The organism is Limosilactobacillus sp., from assembly GCF_041859915.1.
Lineage (GTDB): Bacteria > Bacillota > Bacilli > Lactobacillales > Lactobacillaceae > Limosilactobacillus.
This window is the reverse complement of record NZ_JBFLGB010000003.1, coordinates 25390-43854: the sequence shown is the minus strand read 5'-3', so window position 1 is coordinate 43854 and position 18465 is coordinate 25390. Positions and strand designations below refer to the sequence as shown.

Here is an 18465-nt window from a genome sequence, read left to right as displayed (position 1 = left end):
GGGAGGATGATACTTTGCAAGCCAACCGACGACGAACAATTGTGACGGGCGCGTTATTGCTGTCCAATATCATGGCCGGAATGGACGGCACGATTGTCAATACGGCCCTACCAGCAATCACCGCTGACCTGCATGCTCTCCAGTATATGGGGTGGATTGTGGCGACCTTCTTGCTAGGGATGGCAGTCGCCACACCACTGTGGAGTAAGTTCGGTGAGCATCAGGGTAATAAGGTTGCCTACATCAGTGCAACGATCATGTTTATGGTTGGGGCAATTTTTCAGGGACTGGCGCCTAATATTCTCTGGTTCATCATTGCGCGAACGGTCATGGGGATTGGTGCTGGCGGAATGAACACTATTCCTTTCATTGTTTTTGCCGAAATCTACCAAAACTTACGGAAACGGGCGGAAGTGTTGGGCCTTTCTAGTGCTTGCTTTGGTGGTGCTTCAATCATTGGCCCACTGCTTGGCGGGTGGCTTGTCGATACCTTAAGTTGGCACTGGGTCTTCTACGTTAACGTCCCGATCGCTATTATTGCCATTACAATCATTAGTATTTTTTATCATAATTCTGGCCAGCAGGCAGCTGGTAAACCAGTCGATTACCTGGGGGCCACCCTGTTAGTAGTTAGCCTATCGATGATTTTAGTTGCTGTTCAACTGGTTGGTACGACAGCATGGTGGATTATTGCCATCTTGGTAGTTGTTGGTTTGATTTTGCTATTCTGGATGGCAAAGGTCGACGCAAAAGCAACCGATCCGATTGTACCCAGTCGCCTTTTTAAAAATAAAGAATTAGTAATCGATTACCTCCTTTTTGTGATCATTTGGGGATCTTTCATCGCCTTTATCACCTATATTCCAATGTGGGCCCAGGGACTATTGGGCCTAAGCGCCCTACTCGGTGGAATGACGCAAATTCCAGGAGCCGTTACGAATTTCTTGGGATCTGAGCTAGTACCAGTCCTCCAAGGACGGTGGGGTAAGTATTGGATTGTTACCACCGGCGCCGTCAGCATTTTCATTGCCTTTGTTGGAATCCTGTTGGCCGGTCAAAATGCGCCATTTTGGGTATTGCTAGCGATGGGCGCCTTCGAAGGAATGGGTGTTGGGATGGACTTTAATATTTTGCAGATCAGTGTCCAGACCGATGCCGAACTCAGGGACGTCCCAATTGCCACCTCAATGGGTTACCTTTTGCGGATCCTCAGTCAAACCCTGATGGCGGCAGTTTATGGAGTTGTTTTGAATAACCAGCTTATTCGTGGGGTCAAAACCCACCATGGAATTACCATGACAATGCTAAATAAACTATCTAACGCCGCGACGGCCAGTCAGTTGCCGCATTCTTTGGTGCCAACGATGCGCACCATTCTTTATAGTGGCTACCGTGATATTGTAATTACGGCAATTGTATTGATTATAATTTCATTGTTAATCGTGATTCCATTGGGTTGGCGACATCACTTAGCTAATATTCGTGGTTAATAAATAATAAAATCAGGGTCTAAAGAAATTTATCTTTCTTTAGACCCTAATTTTTTGAAAGTGGGCAAGGAAACACTTTTTAATGATTTCCCTTTTGAGGATGGCGGCGGTGCCACTCGGCAATTTGTTCCAGTCGTTTGCGAAAACGGGGTTCAAATCCTTGATTCCCAGGGTGATAGAAATGCTGGCCAGCTAATTCCGGTGGCATGGTAGTCATCGTGGTTAGTTTATCCTTGGTATCATGGGCATATTGGTAACCTTGACCGTAATGAAGCTTTTTCATCAGCTTTGTTGGTGCATTCCGAATCTGAAGGGGAACGGGTAAATTACCAGTCTTCTTGATGATCTGGTGAGCAGCTTGTCGAGCGGTATAAACCGCATTGGACTTAGGAGCTAGTGATAAATAAATCACGCATTCGGTCAGATAAACATCACATTCCGGCATTCCTAAAAATTGACAGGCTTGGAAGGTATTAATAGCGATACGCAGGGCGTTAGTATCGGCTAGACCGATATCTTCACTGGCAAAACGGACCAATCGTCGAGCAATGTAAAGGGGATCTTCGCCACCGTCAAGCATTCGCGAGCACCAATAAATAGCCGCATCCACGTCACTGTTACGCATTGATTTATGAAGGGCGGAAATAAGATTATAGTGTTCCTCATCGTGCTTGTCATAACGTAATGATCGGGTATTTACCAGTTGAGCTAGATCGTTAGTTGTCACAGTTACCTTTTTCCCATCGCGTTGACCGTTTAAGACTGCCATTTCTAGAGTATTGAGAGCGACTCGCGCATCCCCATTAGCAAAATGGGCGATGGTAAGCAGTTCACTTTTCGAACAATGGATCTCTAAGCCCGGGAAGCCGGCCGGATGATTGAGGGCTCGTTTAAGAATTTGGACGATGTCGTCTATGGTTAAAGCCTTAAGGACAAAGACCCGACACCGGGAGAGCAGGGCGGCATTGATCTCAAAAGACGGGTTTTCGGTAGTGGCCCCGATTAAAATGATACTGCCACGCTCAACGAAAGGCAGGAAAGCATCTTGTTGGGCCTTGTTAAATCGATGAATTTCATCGATAAAGCAGATCGTTCGTTCACCATATTCTCGATTTCGTTCAGCCTCTTCCATAATCTTTCTGATCTGTTTGATACTGGATGTGACAGCGCTAAAGGTGATGAAATGCGCTTTAGTTTGGTGGGCAATAATTCGAGCTAGGGTGGTTTTACCAGTTCCTGGTGGCCCCCAGAAGATGAGTGAGGAAAGCCGGTCATGCTCAATCAGTTCACGAAGCACCTTACCGGGACCAAGCAGGTGTCGCTGTCCCACAAAATCATCGATCATAGTGGGTCGGACCCGGTTAGCAAGGGGGGTATTTTGTGGTTTTGACTGAGCAAATAACGATTCTTGGTGCATAATGGGACCTTCTTTCAGCTGTATTTTAAACTAAATCTTAACAAAATTGTATTAAGAAGCGTGTTAGGATAAGGGTAACGAAGCTTAAAGGGGCAAAAACTGATGGAGAAACTAAAAAAATTTCGTGGCAATGGACTTGCCGCCAAAATCATGAATAATCTGGAAAACAGTCTGCGCGAATTACATCGGTGCGGTGATCACCGGTCGAACAAGGCCACCTTCATCGAAATGGGGATCCAACTCAGCGGTTTTAAGCATTCCCTATCGGATCCGGCGGCCTTTACTCAGCTTCTTCAAACCGCTCGGGAGACAAATGCGTCACCATACGTTTTGCCCCAGGTGACCTTTAACGTTAAAGTGCGCCAGTTAAAGCACTACCGAATTCCCGTTTATGCCCTTAATGAACGGGGTGGTGACCAGCCGGTGGTGGTTTATCTGGCTGGTGGTGCTTATATTCAACCGGCAGATAAGGCCCATTGGCAGTATCTTAATGAATTGGCCCGACAGACTGGTGCCCGGGTATACGTTCCAATCTATTCATTAGCGCCTCAACATAATTTTCGGTCTGCTTACCAAGAATTAGCCCAACTTTATGCTAGACTTTATCAGCTGGTGCCAGCCAGCAATATTACTTTAATGGGTGATTCAGCAGGAGCGGGATTGGCGCTTGGCTTTAGTGAATATCTTGGGCAGCGCGGTCTACCACAACCGGGACACCTGATCTTAATTTCACCATGGCTCGACCTGGACCTTACCAATCCAGTGATTGATCATTATGAACAAAATGATGTTACACTGAGTCGGTGGGGCTTACGTAAAATTGCGGATCTTTGGGCAGGTGAAGCTAGTCACCGTGACTATCGCTTGAGTCCATTGTTGGGGAATCTTGATCAGTTACGGGATGTCTATGTTATCGTTGGAACAAAGGAAATTATGTATCCCGATGCGGCCAAATTGGTTAAAAAGCTCAAGGCAGCGGGAATCTCTGTTCATTTTGTGATCGGGCGTGGAATGTTTCATATCTACCCTCTTTACCAGGTTCCCGAAGCCACACAAGTGATGCGTCGAGTTGTTAAAGTTGTTAATTCTTAATGAGGTGATTAGAAATGGCTAAAGTTGCAGTTGTATTTGCACCAGGTTGTGAAGAAGTCGAAGGATTATCGATCATCGATGTTTTGCGTCGGATGGGTGTTGAAACCACGATGGTTGGCTTGGAAGGCCTTAAGGTACCAGGAGCACACGGAATTGAGTTAACTTGCGACCGGGTGCTGGATGACTCTCTATTGGACTATGACGTGGTCGCCTTTCCTGGTGGTCGTGGTGGTGCCCAAAAATTGCGTGACAATGCCCAGTTGGAGAAGTTGATGCAGGAGCGCAACCAACAAGGAAAGTGGGATGCTGCCATGTGTGCGGCCCCGATCGCTCTGGCTAAATATGGTCTTTTGGATAACCGCGACTATACCTGTTTTCCAGGTATCAACAAGGAAGTAGACAAGACCGCCAAGAATGCCCACTTTAAGGAAGACATTACCGTCGTTGATGAGGGCGGCAAGGTAATCACTAGTCGGGGCCCAGCAACTGCCTTGGCTTTTGCCTTTCAGATTGCGGAAGTTCTAGGTTACGACACCAAGCAGATCAAACACGAAATGTTGTATGATTATTTGATGGATCAATGATAATTAATATCAATGTTAACTAAAAGAGCAGGGCTGCAATTTGAATTGTAGTCCTGCTCTTTTAGTTAGTATTTAACGAATTATTTATTAACGACATATTTGACAAGGTCACCATTGAGGGTTGCGACGGCATTGTTAGCGACGATCTTTCCCATACCGTCCCGCGCTTCAACGGAGGCGTTTCCAATGTGCGGCGTCAAAATAACGTTATCAAGCTTCTTAAAGGCGTCATTCACATTCGGCTCTGCTTCGTAAACGTCTAATGCCGCTCCGGCAATTTCGTGGTTGTTCAAGGCTTGTAAGAGAGCCGCCTCACTGATAACTGGACCACGGGCACAATTGATTAAAACAGCACTGTTCTTCATTAACTTAAACTGGTCGGCATCGATCATGTGATGAGTTTCTGGAGTTAATGGGCAATGTAAGGTCACGACATCGGCCCGCTTGAGTAATTCATCTAAGCTGACATATTCGGCAGCACAGGCAGCTTCGGTAGCTGGGTCAGCTTGGTGCCGTTGTGTATAGATAATTTTCATATTAAAGGCGTGCATCCGTTTAGCAACTGCACTACCAATGCTTCCTAAACCAACAATGCCGAGAGTCTTACCAGCTAGTTCATGGCCAAGGAAGAAAAGCGGTGCCCAGCCATCAAAACCAACTGTCCGCATGGTATGATCACCCTCTACGATCCGCCGCATTAAGGCAATCATCAGTCCACAGGCAACTTCGGCCGTAGCAGTTGAAGAAACAAATGGCGTGTTAGTAACGTCAATTCCCTTAGAACGAGCGTATTTAGCATCAATGTTGTTAAAACCGGCTCCAAAGTTAGCAATCAGTTTGAGGTTAGGTGCGGCATCAATTACATCCTTATCAACCTGGGTAGACAAAGGGGTGATGAGGACTTTGCAATCACCAACGTGTTTCAATAATTCCTCTTTAGTGATTAAGCCTTCGCCATTGAAAACCTCGTAATCAAGCTTAGCCTTGTCTAAAATCTTGGTTGCGATTGACGGTAATTTTGCGGAAAGATAAACAGTAGCCATTTTTTTCGCCTTCCTAAATAAAATACAAAGTAAACGCTTTCCGTCTTTTATTATATGCTTACTAAATATTTAATTCAAACGAGCAACAGTACTGGTAATGTTTAGTTATGGTTTAACCAGAAAAAGAAGAGATGGTGGCCTTTTTGGTCGATTCGTTGGTTAACCACACTGACTAAAATTAACATATTAGCGACTAGCGAATTTTTCTTACGGTAGGCAATGTAACGTGATTCCCAAAGGGAGGCATATTTATCTTTGTAATGACGGAGACCCTGAAAGCCATAGAGGTGGTAGCCGTATTCGTAAATGAAGTGAGCAATTTTTTCTTCAATGAAGCTGAATTGTGATTCACCGACGTTGGAAAGCGGGGCCATTCCAAGGTCAAAGTAGGTATAACCATTTTCTTGACCGTATTGATACATACTAATGAAGACCTTATCCATGATTCCCGATGGGGCATCCTTGCTATGCCGCATTAAGTCGATAGTCAAAATCTTTTTGCTTCCGGTAGGCATAAACGTGGCAAAAGCAACCATTTTACCATTCTTGTCACGCACAATGCCCACGGGAGCCTGGTTAATATAATAAGGGTCAAAGAAACCTAGTGAAAATCCCTTTTCCACTTCATGGCCTAACCAACTATCTGAAACCTGTTTCATTTCAGCCATTAACTGATCACTGAATGGCGGTTTAATAACGTTGAAAGTATAACCTTCCCGGTCGAATTTATGCATTAGAGCTCGTTGTGAACGCTGCTTCTTACCAGCGAGGGTAAAATCGGCTAACTTGACTAGTCCACTTTCACCAGTCTTGATAAAATCAAAGCCAAATTCGTGTAAGAGGAGAGTGACGTCATTGGACACCTCGTAGAATACTAATTGGTAACCATATTGGTCGGCTTCCCGAATAAATTGACGAAAGGCTGGTCGCCAAACAGCACGATTACCAACTGGGTCACCCATGACAACGAGGCGGTCGTATTTACGTCGATACATGAAGAAAAGTTGGTCGTGTTGGTCGACCTGGTAGTAATAAAGGGCTTTATCCCGAAGAAAAGCGAGGTGGCTGATATTAGATCCACCATATTCCCTGATGACTTGACGAACTCGTGTGGCATCAAAACTGTGGATGGAATTGAAGGGATCCCAGCCAGTGGTGAAGTAGCGGAGAATGATAAACATTAGGATAAGGCCAATCAACAAACCAATCATACCGGATAACCAGATTCGTTCACCAGGGAAAAAGAGAAATTGTGGGATATGATGCTTGTCGGTATATTGCGGAGCATTGATAACACCAACGATGATGTAAAGAATGAAACTACCAGCGAAGATTAAGCCATCGATAATAAATTTACTAATGGAATATTGCAGTTTTTGACGGTAAAGCACGTGTCGAGACATCAAGACAAAGAGAAGAACGATACTTAAATAAATAGTGAGACTCCAGGTCCCTAAATTCCAAATGGTATTGCCAATACCGATTAGCAATAAGATCAGTGTTGGCCAATAAGCTTTTTTAACCTTAGCTTGGAGTCCTCGGGCACAGGCTAACATAGCGACCGCAAAGAGAATGGTGGTCATTTGATGGAGGAAGAAGAAGGTGTAAGGGTAAAGGTGCTGGAATAGTTTATTTTGGGCTGTCAAGTCAGGAACAGAGGCTGTTAAAAGCATTAGAATTCCGGAGATATACATAAAGGCGGTAATTAGAAAATAAGCGGTTTTACGAACCATCATTAGTGGTAGGCCATCGAAAAATTCATTCATTTGGTAAGCCAGGTTATGAATGAACATTCCCGCTGCTACGATCAATGGGACAATATAATAGAAAATTCGAAAAAGTAACAACCAAATCACGATGGTTGTCCGTGGAATCCCCAAGAGAGCTAATTCAAACATCATCATAACGTCGAAAGATCCTAGTGCACCGGGAATCATCGAAATTACCCCGAGCACTTGGGCAACCACATATAGTGGGAAAACACTGATTAAGTTTTGTCGAACTCCAAGGCACCAACCAACTAGTAGGAAGAAAAGCGCCACCAGTAACCATTCAAAGGTAGAACTAGTGACAATGAAGCCTTCTAATTTAGGGGTGATATCTTTAAAAAACTTACTGTCATGAACGAGAGTGAAGTAAAAAACTAATGGGAAATAAAGCCCGCCGCCTATTAACCAAATTGCGTACTGGTGGAAATGCCCACCATTATGGAAAATAAACATGATAATGAGGGCTAGCCAACAAATAACGGAAAGTCCAGACAGTAAGAAGAGAGCAATTTTGGAAATTGCAAAGAGAATTTGCTTTTTAGTGGCGTTTTTACGATAGAAATAGGCTCGTAAAGTAGAACCCAGTAATCCACCGAAGCCAGCAATGTTAGTTAGGGTGTTAGTAATCCAACCGCAACGGATAATGTAGGATCGGGGAAATTTCCCGGGTAATAAATGCGCAATGGCAAAATCGTATCCCAACATTGGAATGACGGCAATACAACCCGTTACTAATAGTAAGATGAGACTTGCCCAGGAAAGATTAGTTAAGCCCATTCCAACCTGATGCCAGTTAACGGTTTTAAAAAAAGCACCTAGGGCGTGGATGACAAAAATTAGTACTGATGTGACAAAGAGTAGTTTAATGATCCGGGAATACTTTTCCCACCAATATTCAAAGTGCACCCTAAAAGCATCCATTACAATTTCCTCCTTACTGTAATGATTGCCTATATTATAAGCTATTTAACAAGGGTCGTCAGGGAACCAAACAAATTAAGTATTGACGTAACGATTAAGTTCACGTATACTCATAAGTGTTGATAAATGGTCCGTTGGTCTAGTTGGTTTAGGACGCATCCCTGTCACGGATGAGATCACGAGTTCGAGTCTCGTACGGACCGTAATATTACAGAAAAGTTGAGTCCTGATACTCAGCTTTTTTATTTTGCATTGGAGGAAACAGATGGAAAATACATGGGTTTATCGAGGAACCAAGCCAATCAAGATTAAGAAATATTTACAACAGTTGGGAATGGGACACCGTCTTTTCAATGAAATAAAAAATGGACAAGGAACCTTTCTGGTTGACCACCGTCCAGTACGGCCAACCACCAAAATATTGCCTAACCAACCATTAACCATCAAAGTTCAACCAGAGCCCTCTGATCCTCGAGTTATTGCTAGTACGTTACCCCTTCAGGTGACTTATGAGGATGCCAACTGGTTAGTAATTGATAAGCCAACTGGGATTAGTTCAATTCCGGGTCCCAGCAACCAAGAAACAACGATTCTTAACCAGATTAAGGGTTATTTAAAGCAAAAACAGGCACCAGATTTACGGCCCCACCTGATCACCAGGCTAGATCGTGATACTAGTGGGTTGCTTTTAGTTGCTAAACATCATGTTGCTTCTAGCATGATTAGTCAGCAAGTCCAGCAACACCAAATGTTGAAAGAATATTCGGCCTTAGTTAAAGGGGTAGTTAAAGATGATCATGGTATGATTGAACGGCCAATTGCCCGCCGCCCTGGTCAGGCCCGCCGGGTAGTTGCTCAGGATGGTCAAACAGCCCGAACCGAATATTGGGTCGAAAAACGTAATTCGACTTGGACCTTGGTACGAATCCGTCTACATACTGGTCGGACACACCAGATCCGGGTACATTTTGCTAGCATTGGTCATCCATTAATGGGTGATTCACTATATGGTGGAATGGTAACTGGTGTTGACCATCAATTATTGCATGCCGCGAAGTTGTCATTCACTGATCCCTTTACGTTACGGCAATTAACCTTTACTTCACCGTTGCCAATTGAATTTAAGCAGTTTATAATTCAATGAAGAGTCAAAACTAAAAGGCTGACGAGAAAGTTTCCTTCCCGTCAGCCTTTTAAATCTAATGCATTTGCTTTAACAGTTGTCTAACTTGTTGAGCTTGGAATTCTTGTTTAGCGTGTTGGATCACTTGTTGTCTTTGTTTAGCACTTAAGTGTGGATTTTTGATCATTGCCTTTTTTATCTGAGCACTTACATAAGCTTTACCAGCCTGTTGGGCAGTTGCTTGTCCTTTAACTGCTTGTGGCGACTTGTGGCGACTTGGCAGCCGCTTGTAATTTACTAGCCTGTTTAACCGTTAATTTAACGTAGGTTTGAGGATATTCCAGAGTATTAGTACGCTTAACCAGGCCCTTGTTCATTCCGGACCATGCGTAAAGGACCCGGTAAAAATTATTCTTGTAACGCCAGCGAGTTTCCGTGGTGACAAGCCGTGGGGTGGTTCGGTTGGTCCACTTAATTTTACTGTGTGTGTATTCGTTGGCTTGAGTATGTTGGGGCTTTTGCTGATGAAGGGTCGTCTTATAGATATAAACGTTATCTTCGCCATTGGTGCCAACAGGTTGATAAAGTGCTAAGGGCATTGTAGGCGCTGCTGAATAGATTCGACGATTGGTAGTCGTAGTAACTTGGTACATCCCAAAATGATGACTATAGTTAAGAGTCATCAGTGCGGTCGAGCCAACGAAGAGTAGACCAGTGATAGTCGTTAAGGCAACTCGCATGCCAAAATTTTTGACTAGCATTACACTAAGGAAAAAGGCAATTGCGGCTGCAAACATAATAATAACGATCATGATTCTTGATCCTCCTTTCGATTGGTGGAGTTAACGATGTCGGCATTGCCGATTCGTGGATGGATCCCATTCCCACTCGTGACGAAGAATGTTAAGACAAGGCCGAGTAGTGAAAAAACGATTGCAAACCAGAAGGCAGCATGGTAGCCCATCAACGTAGCATCAAACATCTTGGACTTGTATTGCAACGGTGCCTGGCTTAGCAGTGCATGAGCGGGCTTGTGGTTGTTAGTAATATTGGTAAGGACGGAAATCATAATTGCTGTCCCTACAGAAGTGGCAACTTGCCGTAAGGTGTTATTAACTGCTGTTCCGTGGGCAATTAAGTTAATAGGTAAAGAATTCATTCCGGCGGTGGTGACCGGCATCATTACCATGGAAATACCAAACATCCGCACTGCATATAAGAAAACGATGTAAAGAGTTGGTGTATCACGAGTAATAAAAGCAAAAGGCAAGGTACCAACAGTCAAAATGAACATCCCGGTAACGGCCAGCCGTTTAGCACCGTAGCGATCAAAGAGGGTTCCAGTTACTGGACTCATAATCCCCATTAACAAAGCTCCAAAAAGCAAGGTGAGCCCTGAATGAAAGGCCGACATACCATGAATGATTTGCAAGTAAAGGGGAATAACCAGTTCTACTCCAACCATGGCCATCATGACGATTGAACTCAAGATTGTAGCCAAGGTGTATTCGGCACTTTCAAAGACCTTAAATTCTAGGAAAGGTTCATCAAGCTTATTTTGCCGCAACACGAGGATAACCACGAGAATAGCACCGATGATGATCGTGCTGATAACCAGTGGACTAGTCCAGCCTTTATCACCCACACTGGAAAAGCCATAAAGCATGCTACCGAAGCCGGCCGTTGATAAGACAACAGATAACCAGTCAAGTTGAGGATGGTGGTTGGGGATCACGTTTTTAACGAGGAAAAAACTAGCAATGATAACCAAAGCAGTAATTGGCACAATCATACCGAAGAGCCAGCGCCAACTATAGTTATCAATAACCCATCCAGAAAGCGTGGGCCCGATTGCTGGAGCCAAACCAATGACTAAACCGTTTAGCCCCATGGCAGCTCCCCGCTTTTCTGGTGGATAGATCAACATCATAATGTTCTGCATTAGTGGCATGGTGATTCCCACCCCGACCGCTTGGGTAAGTCGAGCGGCAAACAGGACACCAAAGGATGGCGCTAACCAAGCCATGACTGTGCCAATTTCAAAAATAATCATGGCAATAATAAAGAGCCATTTGGTATTGAAACGGCTACTTAGGTAAGCACTGATCGGGATCATGATACCGTTGACCATTAAGAAACCAGTTGTAAGCCATTGGACTGTTGAAGTACTAATATTGAAGGCATTCATCAAGGCAGGAAAGGCTGTCGAAAGAATGGTTTGGTTAAGAACCGTACAAAAGGCCCCAATCAAGAGGACTAGGACCATTAGAGAACGATTATATGGTTGATTATTAATGTCGACATTAGCTGCGGCATTGTTATTCACGTGGAAGACCTCTTTTCATTTTTTTGTCATGGTTATGATAGTAAGATAATTTAACATTTTTGTCAAATTATTTGACAAAAATGTTAAATAAGATATATTTTTAGTATGATAATTTAATCGTTGAAAGGAGAAATTGAATGGATTCGTTAGCTCAACGGTTACGTAACCTCTGTGTAAGTGGTCAATTGAAAATTAGCTTGACAGAATTAGCAAAAGAAACTGGAGTATCGCCACGCCAAGTTCGCTACTGGGAAAGAAAGGGGTACATTAAGTCTGAGCAGAACCAGCAAAATGCTAATCACCGTTTTAGCCTAGTTACTATTTTTCAAGTAGCGATTATCAAATATTTTTTGGATCAGGGATATACTTTGACAGCTGCTGTTCAGAAGGAACGTCAGCGTCGTGAGAATATGGCTGTTTTTAAGCAATTCATAGGAGATCGAATCACTAATGTTCGACAACTTGGTGAGCACAGTGGGGAAGTGGAGCTAGGACCGCTAACCGATGACCCAACAAAGGAAGTTTATGCCCTGGTGAAGAATGGTCAGACTAGTCTCCATCTTCGTCCTAGACAATGAGAAGTACGATTTAGTCATTCCATTATGACTATTTTGTGTTATGGTGGAATAGTGAATAATAATCCTTAAATTTTTGTATAAAGGAGGACGACACTTGTGAGTGAGCAAGGAGTACACTATACGGACCTCGATGCCGATGCCAAGGAAACAGCCTTGAAGTCTTTTATTAGTTATTACATTAACCAGTACCAGCAAAATAATCTAGAGATTCTGGGGTCAAAGGTTGATAATGGTGTAATGAGTACCATTAATGAAATCTTGAACTTGAATAAATTTATGGGTCACACAGAATTAATTGCTGAAAGTTACCGCTTATCTAAACCTTGTTATGAGAAACTTCTGAATGAATTGACAGATGTTTTATATCAAGAAGATGGCGAACCGGTTTCTGGCTGGGAAAAGAACTGGGAAGAACAAGAAATTAAGTTACCAAATGAAGACTAAATCCATATTAGCCCTAAAAAGGAGATGACATTGCCTCAATGGCATGTCGTCTCCTTTTTGCTTTGCTTTTAATTTACTATCCTCATTGTACTTAGTTGTGGTAAAATAAAAGCAGTTTTACGTACGGATAAAAAATAACCCAAATGATTGCCAATTGAATAAGTATTTACCGACCTTGTAAATCACAAAGCGGTTCTTTTGGCCTACTTATTTTTCCGTGAGAACTTATGCGTGAGAATTGTTAAATAAAAAAGGAAAGAAAGGTATTATGGCAAAGTTAAAAATTAAGAATAACGAAGTTGCCTTTTACGCCATGGGTGGCCTTGGCGAAATCGGCAAGAATATGTACTGTGTTCAGTTCCAGGATGAAATTGTTATTATTGATTGTGGCGTTCTTTTCCCTGAAGATGAGTTGCTGGGGGTTGATTATGTCATTCAAAACTATGACTACCTGGTAGAAAATAAGGATAAAATCAAGGGAATCTTCATTACTCACGGTCATGAAGACCATATTGGCGGATTGCCATTTCTTCTACAAAAGATCAATGTGCCAATCTACGCTACCCCGTTTGCAATGTCGCTGATCAAGGGAAAACTTGATGAAAAACATTTGCTGCGCAACGCTGAATTGCATGAAATTAATGAATTCGATGAGGTGCACTTTAAGAAGTTATGGGTTAGTTTCTTTAGAACGACTCACTCCATTCCAGATACTATTGGGGTAGCGGTTCACACTCCTCAAGGAACGATTGTTTACACTGGGGATTTCAAATTTGATTTAACCCCGGTTGGGCACCTGCCAGGTCCTAATCTTCAGCAAATGGCCAAACTAGGGGATGATGGAGTTCTTCTCCTAGCTTCCGATTCGACCAATGCAGAACGTCCGCAATTTACAAAATCTGAGCGGTGGGTTGATATCCATATTCGCCGAATCTTTGAGCGGATTAAGGGACGAATTATCTTTGCTTCTTTTGCTTCCAATGTTTATCGGTTGCGGGAAGCTTCTGATGCTGCTATTGCTCAGGGCCGTAAGATTGCCGTTTTTGGTCGAAGCATGGAAAATGCCATTGCGGCTGGCCAGGAACTAGGGTACTTAAACATTCCCAAAGATTCCTTAATTGACCAAAATGATATTAATAATTATCCACCGGAAAAGGTCCTGATTATGTGTACTGGGTCTCAGGGTGAACCAATGGCGGCCCTGAGCCGGATTGCTAACGGGACTCACCGGCAGATTTCTATTCAGCCAGGGGATACGGTAGTCTTCTCCTCTAATCCAATTCCGGGCAATACCACTAGTGTTAACGCCTTAATCAATAAGCTGGAAGAGGATGGCGCAAGCGTAGTTCATGGTTACGTTAACAATATTCACACTTCTGGTCATGGTGGTCAGATTGATGAAGAATTTATGTTACGTTTAATGAAGCCCAAGTTTTTTGCACCGGTGCATGGTGAGTACCGGATGCAAAAGATTCATACCAAGTTGGCTCAATTGACCGGGGTACCGAAGCAAAACTGCTTTATTTTGGAAAACGGGGATGTTTTGGCATTAACAAAGGATTCTTGTCGGCTGGCTGATCATATTGATAGCGTCAGTGATGTTTATATTGATGGCCGGGATGCTGGCGACACGGTTGGTAATCCAGAAATTCGTGAACGGCGGCTCCTATCTGAGGAAGGTGTAGTTACCGCAATTGCCGTGGTTGACCTGAAAGATTACCAAATTGTAGCAGGCCCAGATATTGTTTCCCGAGGCTTTGTCTATATGCATGAATCGCAAGAATTAATCAAGGCGGCTAACCATGAGGTCTTCTGGGCAATTTTGAATACCTTTAAGAATCACAAACATGTGGACCAGCGGGCGTTGAACCGGACAATTATTAGTCGGTTACAAAAATTGCTTTTTGACCGAACGGGTCGTAAACCAGTCATTATTCCAATGATTACCATCTTAAATGGGAATCATCGGTCAGAGAATCATCATTATCGGCGTTCAAATCGCCACCGTAATAATAAGAAGGAAGAATGAACACCGTCAAAGAACTAATAGCGCTCAACACGGTAATAAGAATGAGCATCATCAACATCACCGCCGATCACACACGAATAATTCAAAGAAACATGATCAACAGTCAGCGACTAGTCACAATTAAGATTAAGTAGAAGAGACTTGCGGAAATATTTTCTGAGCAAGCCTCTTTTTTTGGATAGCATTAAAATTAGCTTAGTTTTCTGGTATCATCAATATTAATTAGTAAATTGTAATTCATGAAAGAGAGGAAGGAATTCCAGATGTCTGGAAGTGATTATTTAAAAATTTGGTACCGGGTTCAGATTGGGGCCACCCTATTAATCCTGGCAATGATGATGATTCGTAACTATGAATTTGATCGTCGGCGAATAGCTGCATTATTACTGGTGATGGTAGCAGTGCTAGCAATTGGCCTGATTGTTGAAATTCTTGACCAGCTGCCGGCAGTTATTAAACGGATTAATGCATGGCTCCAAGTTCTTTTGCAACCATTAATTCTTATTATGGCTTGGGATGTTATTACCCGGGAAATAATTGTTTTACTACATTTGCCATCGCGTGGTGTAGTTACCCTAATGATTATCTATTATTTTGTCATGTTTGCCCCCTTTGCCAACGTAATCGGTGGACAGCTAACTTTCAGTATTGAACGCTTTATTTTTGTATTTTGGACAATTCTTGTGGCCTTCTTACCCCTGATGGCCTTACCAACTAACCTGGTTGATAACCATTTTCTTTTAATGGCGTTATCAACGGGGGCAGTGGGAGCAGTATCCTACTTTGTTTTAATCATGACCGCCATGCGGGCCTGGAAACTTTCTTGGCCGGGTCTTCGTCCGCAATGGAGCAATGATTTTAACTGGTGGATTCTCTTAGGACTTGTTGCCCTTGACTTAATTTTCACCGCTCTTAATATCGGTGAGGTGCCTAATCTTCATGAGGCAAGTTGGGATTTAACCATGTCCGCCTTTGAAGCCGCTGTTTTGGAAGAAACACTTTTTCGTTTTGCAATCCTTGGGATCCTGTTTTATGCTTGGCGCAATTTCAAGCAACGTTTACCCTTGGCAATCGTGGTTAGCGCCTTGCTATTTGGCTTGGCACACTTATCAAATGCTGCCTTACAACATTGGGATATGACAATTTTACAAGCAGTTAGTGCTTTTGCTTTAGGGCTATTTTTTGCCATTGTTTATGTTTATACAGGTCAACTTTGGTTGGCAATGTTAATGCATGGCTTACTGGATTGGACGAGCTTTGTGGTAACCGGTTCTGATTTAATGCGAGGAACAACCTCCTGGCAAGATTGGGTAAGCGTGTTAGTGGAATTGGTCGTCTTTGTCGGAATAGCGGCATGGATGATGTTTGGCCAACGACGCCACGTAATGGAGCGGCATGTGGCCCGTTTAACAGGTGAACATCAACGTTTTGGCTTTTCAATTCGGTATTAATACTGAAGTCCAATGAATAGAGACTTTTATTTTAGGAATACCAAAAATAATTATTTACAAATGCTAGATAAGTAGTAATATAGAAATTGTAAGTTTAACGAAGGCGGGTAAGCAATATCTAGATCGTTAAATGAAAATGGAGAGAGGGGTATATTAATGTTTAAGATTACACCAAAGAAATTCAAGCGAATCCTCGTTGGGGTTGATGACGCACCGGATGCCCGGGCTGCTTTTTCATATGCAGTCGATAAGGCTAAACGTAATGGTTCTGAATTAGGGATCGTTTCGATTCTTGAAACCGGCCACGTTAGTGTTTACCAGATTCTAGACAAGGACTATGTTCACAGTAGTGAGGATGAATTGCGGAAACGGGTTAATGAATATGTCCAGGCTGCCATTGATTATGGTGTTGATCCCAAAAAGATTACGGCCATTGTTGACCAGGGTGAGCGGCCAGCGGAACGGATCTGCAACCATGTCATTCCTGCTTTCCAGCCTGATTTACTAATTGTTGGTTCAATCGGTAAATGGGGTAACCGAAAGGCCGTTGGTTCTCAGGCATCTTATATGACCCGTCACGCCGGAACCTCTGTTTTTGTAATTCGTACGACAGCAGTTGAAGATAACAAATAAGCCAATTTTAGAAGGCAACAGGACGATAGCCAAACTGGCCATCGTCTTTTTGTATACTATTAATTATTTGAACGTTTCTAAATTAGGATACTTATTGCCATACGTTAGGTTGAAATACATTATTTTTATGTTATAATAATTCTAAACTAAGAGGGGAAGGCGACGTAATGCCAAAGAAAAAAATGTCGCTAGCACAAAAGGTCAATGTTCTGCGGGCCAGTGTGATGGGAGCTAACGATGGAATTATTTCTGTTGCTGGGATTGTTATCGGTGTGGCAGCCGCAACTAGTAATCCTTATTCTATTTTAATTTCTGGACTATCCGGAAGCCTAGCCGGGACAATTTCAATGTGCATGGGGGAATACGTTTCCGTTTCTACCCAAAAGGATTCTCAAAAGATGGCGTTGATTAGTGAACGTCAGCGGTTAGCTGACCAATACCAACAAGAGTTTAATTACGTTCAAAGAAAGTATGAAAAACAAGATATTGATCCACAACTTGCACATCAAGCAACTACGGAACTGATGGATAAAGATGCCTTGGGAACAGCCGTTCAAGAACGGTATGGCTTTAATCCACGCGATTTTACGAGTCCGTATGCGGCCGCAATTGCTTCTTTTATTTCTTTTCCTACTGGTTCTATTTTACCAATGGTAGCGGTCACGATGGCTCCCGGTGACGTTCGGATCTTGGCAACGATGATCGCTGTTTTAGTGGCACTTCTGATTACCGGTTATTGTGCCGCCATCCTTAGTAAGGCTAACCGAATAAAGTCAATGCTTCGCAATGCGATGGCAGGCTTTTTGACGATGTGTGTAACTTATATTATTGGTCAGCTGTTTGCTCATTAAGGGGATTGAAGTACAATGGCAAAGATTAAGCGTCAAAAACAGACGATGGAAGAAAAATTAAATACTTTGCGGGCTGGTGTACTAGGCTCTAATGATGGTATCTTGACTGTTGTAGGGGTTTTGGTATCCGTGGCGGCTGCAACGTCTAATCGTTTTACGATCTTCATCGCTGGCCTTTCGGACCTATTAGCTTGTGCTTTTTCAATGGCTTGTGGTGAATATGCTTCTGTTTCTACCCAGCGTGATACCGAGGAATCGGCGGTTAAAAAGGAACGACACCTATTAAAGACCAACTTTGCTGACGAATTAACTGCGGTTAAGCAATACTATATTAATAAAGGAGTTACTCCGACGACTTCGCTAGCAATTGCAAAAGATTTGTTAAATAAAAAACCACTGCGAACGATGGTACGAATTAAATACGACATTGAGTTGGGGCATTTTCTGAGTCCTTGGGATGCAGCTTTTTCTTCACTCTTTAGTGCTGCCGCTGGGGGAATTTTTCCACTCTGCGCAATGACCTTTGCACCTAATGCCTTAAAATGGTATGCGGTTATTCTAGCGGTTGTTTTAACAAGTGCCTTAACCGGATTTATTAGTTCTAAACTTGGCAATGGTTTAGTTAAGATTGCGGTGATTCGTAATATTATCATTGCCTTGATTACTGTAGCAATTCACTATGGAGTCGGTAAATTATTCTAAAATAGTTATTAG

Annotated in this window: 16 protein-coding genes and 1 tRNA gene; 12 read left to right on the top strand and 5 right to left on the bottom strand. The window is 43.0% G+C overall.

Going from position 1 to position 18465, the window contains the following annotated elements:
- The first annotated feature begins 14 nt into the window (after nucleotides 1-14).
- The gene (locus tag ACEYV4_RS01140; RefSeq protein ID WP_373841604.1) at nucleotides 15-1490 is read left to right on the top strand and encodes an MFS transporter; all 1476 of its coding nucleotides are present in this window, start codon (nucleotides 15-17) and stop codon (nucleotides 1488-1490) included.
- A gap of 79 nt (nucleotides 1491-1569) precedes the next feature.
- Here the strand turns inward: ACEYV4_RS01140 and ACEYV4_RS01135 are convergent, their stop codons facing one another.
- Nucleotides 1570-2907 carry a replication-associated recombination protein A gene (locus ACEYV4_RS01135; RefSeq protein WP_373841603.1) on the bottom strand — a complete coding sequence of 446 codons (1338 nt, stop codon included), beginning with the start codon at nucleotides 2905-2907 and terminating at the stop codon, nucleotides 1570-1572.
- 102 nt (nucleotides 2908-3009) lie between these two features.
- Between ACEYV4_RS01135 and ACEYV4_RS01130 the strand changes: the two genes are divergently transcribed.
- Both ACEYV4_RS01130 and ACEYV4_RS01125 read left to right on the top strand, forming a co-directional pair.
- A complete protein-coding gene (locus ACEYV4_RS01130) occupies nucleotides 3010-3999 on the top strand; it encodes an alpha/beta hydrolase fold domain-containing protein (protein ID WP_373841602.1) in 990 nt (329 codons plus the stop codon).
- A gap of 14 nt (nucleotides 4000-4013) precedes the next feature.
- Nucleotides 4014-4583: a DJ-1 family glyoxalase III gene (locus tag ACEYV4_RS01125; protein WP_373841601.1), complete on the top strand. Its 570-nt coding sequence runs from the start codon at nucleotides 4014-4016 to the stop codon at nucleotides 4581-4583.
- Nucleotides 4584-4663: 80 nt separating this feature from the next.
- On the opposite strand, the gene ACEYV4_RS01120 is transcribed toward ACEYV4_RS01125, so the two are convergent.
- Both ACEYV4_RS01120 and mprF read right to left on the bottom strand, forming a co-directional pair.
- The gene (locus ACEYV4_RS01120; RefSeq protein ID WP_373841600.1) at nucleotides 4664-5626 is read right to left on the bottom strand and encodes a 2-hydroxyacid dehydrogenase family protein; all 963 of its coding nucleotides are present in this window, start codon (nucleotides 5624-5626) and stop codon (nucleotides 4664-4666) included.
- Between the two features lie 101 nt (nucleotides 5627-5727).
- Nucleotides 5728-8316: a bifunctional lysylphosphatidylglycerol flippase/synthetase MprF gene (gene mprF, locus ACEYV4_RS01115; RefSeq protein ID WP_373841599.1), complete on the bottom strand. Its 2589-nt coding sequence runs from the start codon at nucleotides 8314-8316 to the stop codon at nucleotides 5728-5730.
- A 128-nt stretch (nucleotides 8317-8444) separates the two neighbouring features.
- Here mprF and ACEYV4_RS01110 point away from each other — a divergent pair.
- Both ACEYV4_RS01110 and ACEYV4_RS01105 read left to right on the top strand, forming a co-directional pair.
- Nucleotides 8445-8519, top strand: a tRNA-Asp gene (locus tag ACEYV4_RS01110).
- A gap of 62 nt (nucleotides 8520-8581) precedes the next feature.
- Entirely contained in the window at nucleotides 8582-9460 is an 879-nt protein-coding gene (locus ACEYV4_RS01105; protein WP_373841598.1) for an RluA family pseudouridine synthase, read from the top strand.
- A 227-nt stretch (nucleotides 9461-9687) separates the two neighbouring features.
- On the opposite strand, the gene ACEYV4_RS01100 is transcribed toward ACEYV4_RS01105, so the two are convergent.
- Nucleotides 9688-10251, bottom strand: a complete 564-nt coding sequence (locus ACEYV4_RS01100; protein WP_373841597.1) for a DUF4811 domain-containing protein — start codon at nucleotides 10249-10251, stop codon at nucleotides 9688-9690.
- Entirely contained in the window at nucleotides 10248-11705 is a 1458-nt protein-coding gene (locus ACEYV4_RS01095) for an MDR family MFS transporter (protein WP_373841627.1), read from the bottom strand. The genes ACEYV4_RS01100 and ACEYV4_RS01095 overlap by 4 nt, the downstream gene beginning before the upstream one ends.
- A 197-nt stretch (nucleotides 11706-11902) precedes the next feature.
- Between ACEYV4_RS01095 and ACEYV4_RS01090 the strand changes: the two genes are divergently transcribed.
- The 7 genes from ACEYV4_RS01090 to ACEYV4_RS01060 all read left to right on the top strand — a co-directional run bounded on the left by ACEYV4_RS01090 (nucleotide 11903) and on the right by ACEYV4_RS01060 (nucleotide 18453).
- A complete protein-coding gene (locus tag ACEYV4_RS01090; RefSeq protein ID WP_373841596.1) occupies nucleotides 11903-12343 on the top strand; it encodes a MerR family transcriptional regulator in 441 nt (146 codons plus the stop codon).
- Between the two features lie 96 nt (nucleotides 12344-12439).
- Nucleotides 12440-12787 (top strand): DUF3368 domain-containing protein, encoded by a 348-nt coding sequence (locus tag ACEYV4_RS01085; RefSeq protein WP_373841595.1) that lies wholly within the window; start codon nucleotides 12440-12442, stop codon nucleotides 12785-12787.
- A gap of 268 nt (nucleotides 12788-13055) precedes the next feature.
- Nucleotides 13056-14816: a ribonuclease J1 gene (rnjA, locus tag ACEYV4_RS01080; RefSeq protein WP_373841594.1), complete on the top strand. Its 1761-nt coding sequence runs from the start codon at nucleotides 13056-13058 to the stop codon at nucleotides 14814-14816.
- Between the two features lie 263 nt (nucleotides 14817-15079).
- Nucleotides 15080-16267, top strand: coding sequence for a lysostaphin resistance A-like protein (locus ACEYV4_RS01075; RefSeq protein WP_373841593.1), 1188 nt, complete (start codon nucleotides 15080-15082; stop codon nucleotides 16265-16267).
- A 156-nt stretch (nucleotides 16268-16423) separates the two neighbouring features.
- The gene (locus ACEYV4_RS01070; RefSeq protein WP_373841592.1) at nucleotides 16424-16900 is read left to right on the top strand and encodes a universal stress protein; all 477 of its coding nucleotides are present in this window, start codon (nucleotides 16424-16426) and stop codon (nucleotides 16898-16900) included.
- A gap of 167 nt (nucleotides 16901-17067) precedes the next feature.
- A complete protein-coding gene (locus ACEYV4_RS01065; RefSeq protein WP_373841591.1) occupies nucleotides 17068-17751 on the top strand; it encodes a VIT family protein in 684 nt (227 codons plus the stop codon).
- A gap of 15 nt (nucleotides 17752-17766) precedes the next feature.
- Nucleotides 17767-18453: a VIT family protein gene (locus ACEYV4_RS01060; RefSeq protein ID WP_373841590.1), complete on the top strand. Its 687-nt coding sequence runs from the start codon at nucleotides 17767-17769 to the stop codon at nucleotides 18451-18453.
- Nucleotides 18454-18465: the final 12 nt, after the last annotated feature.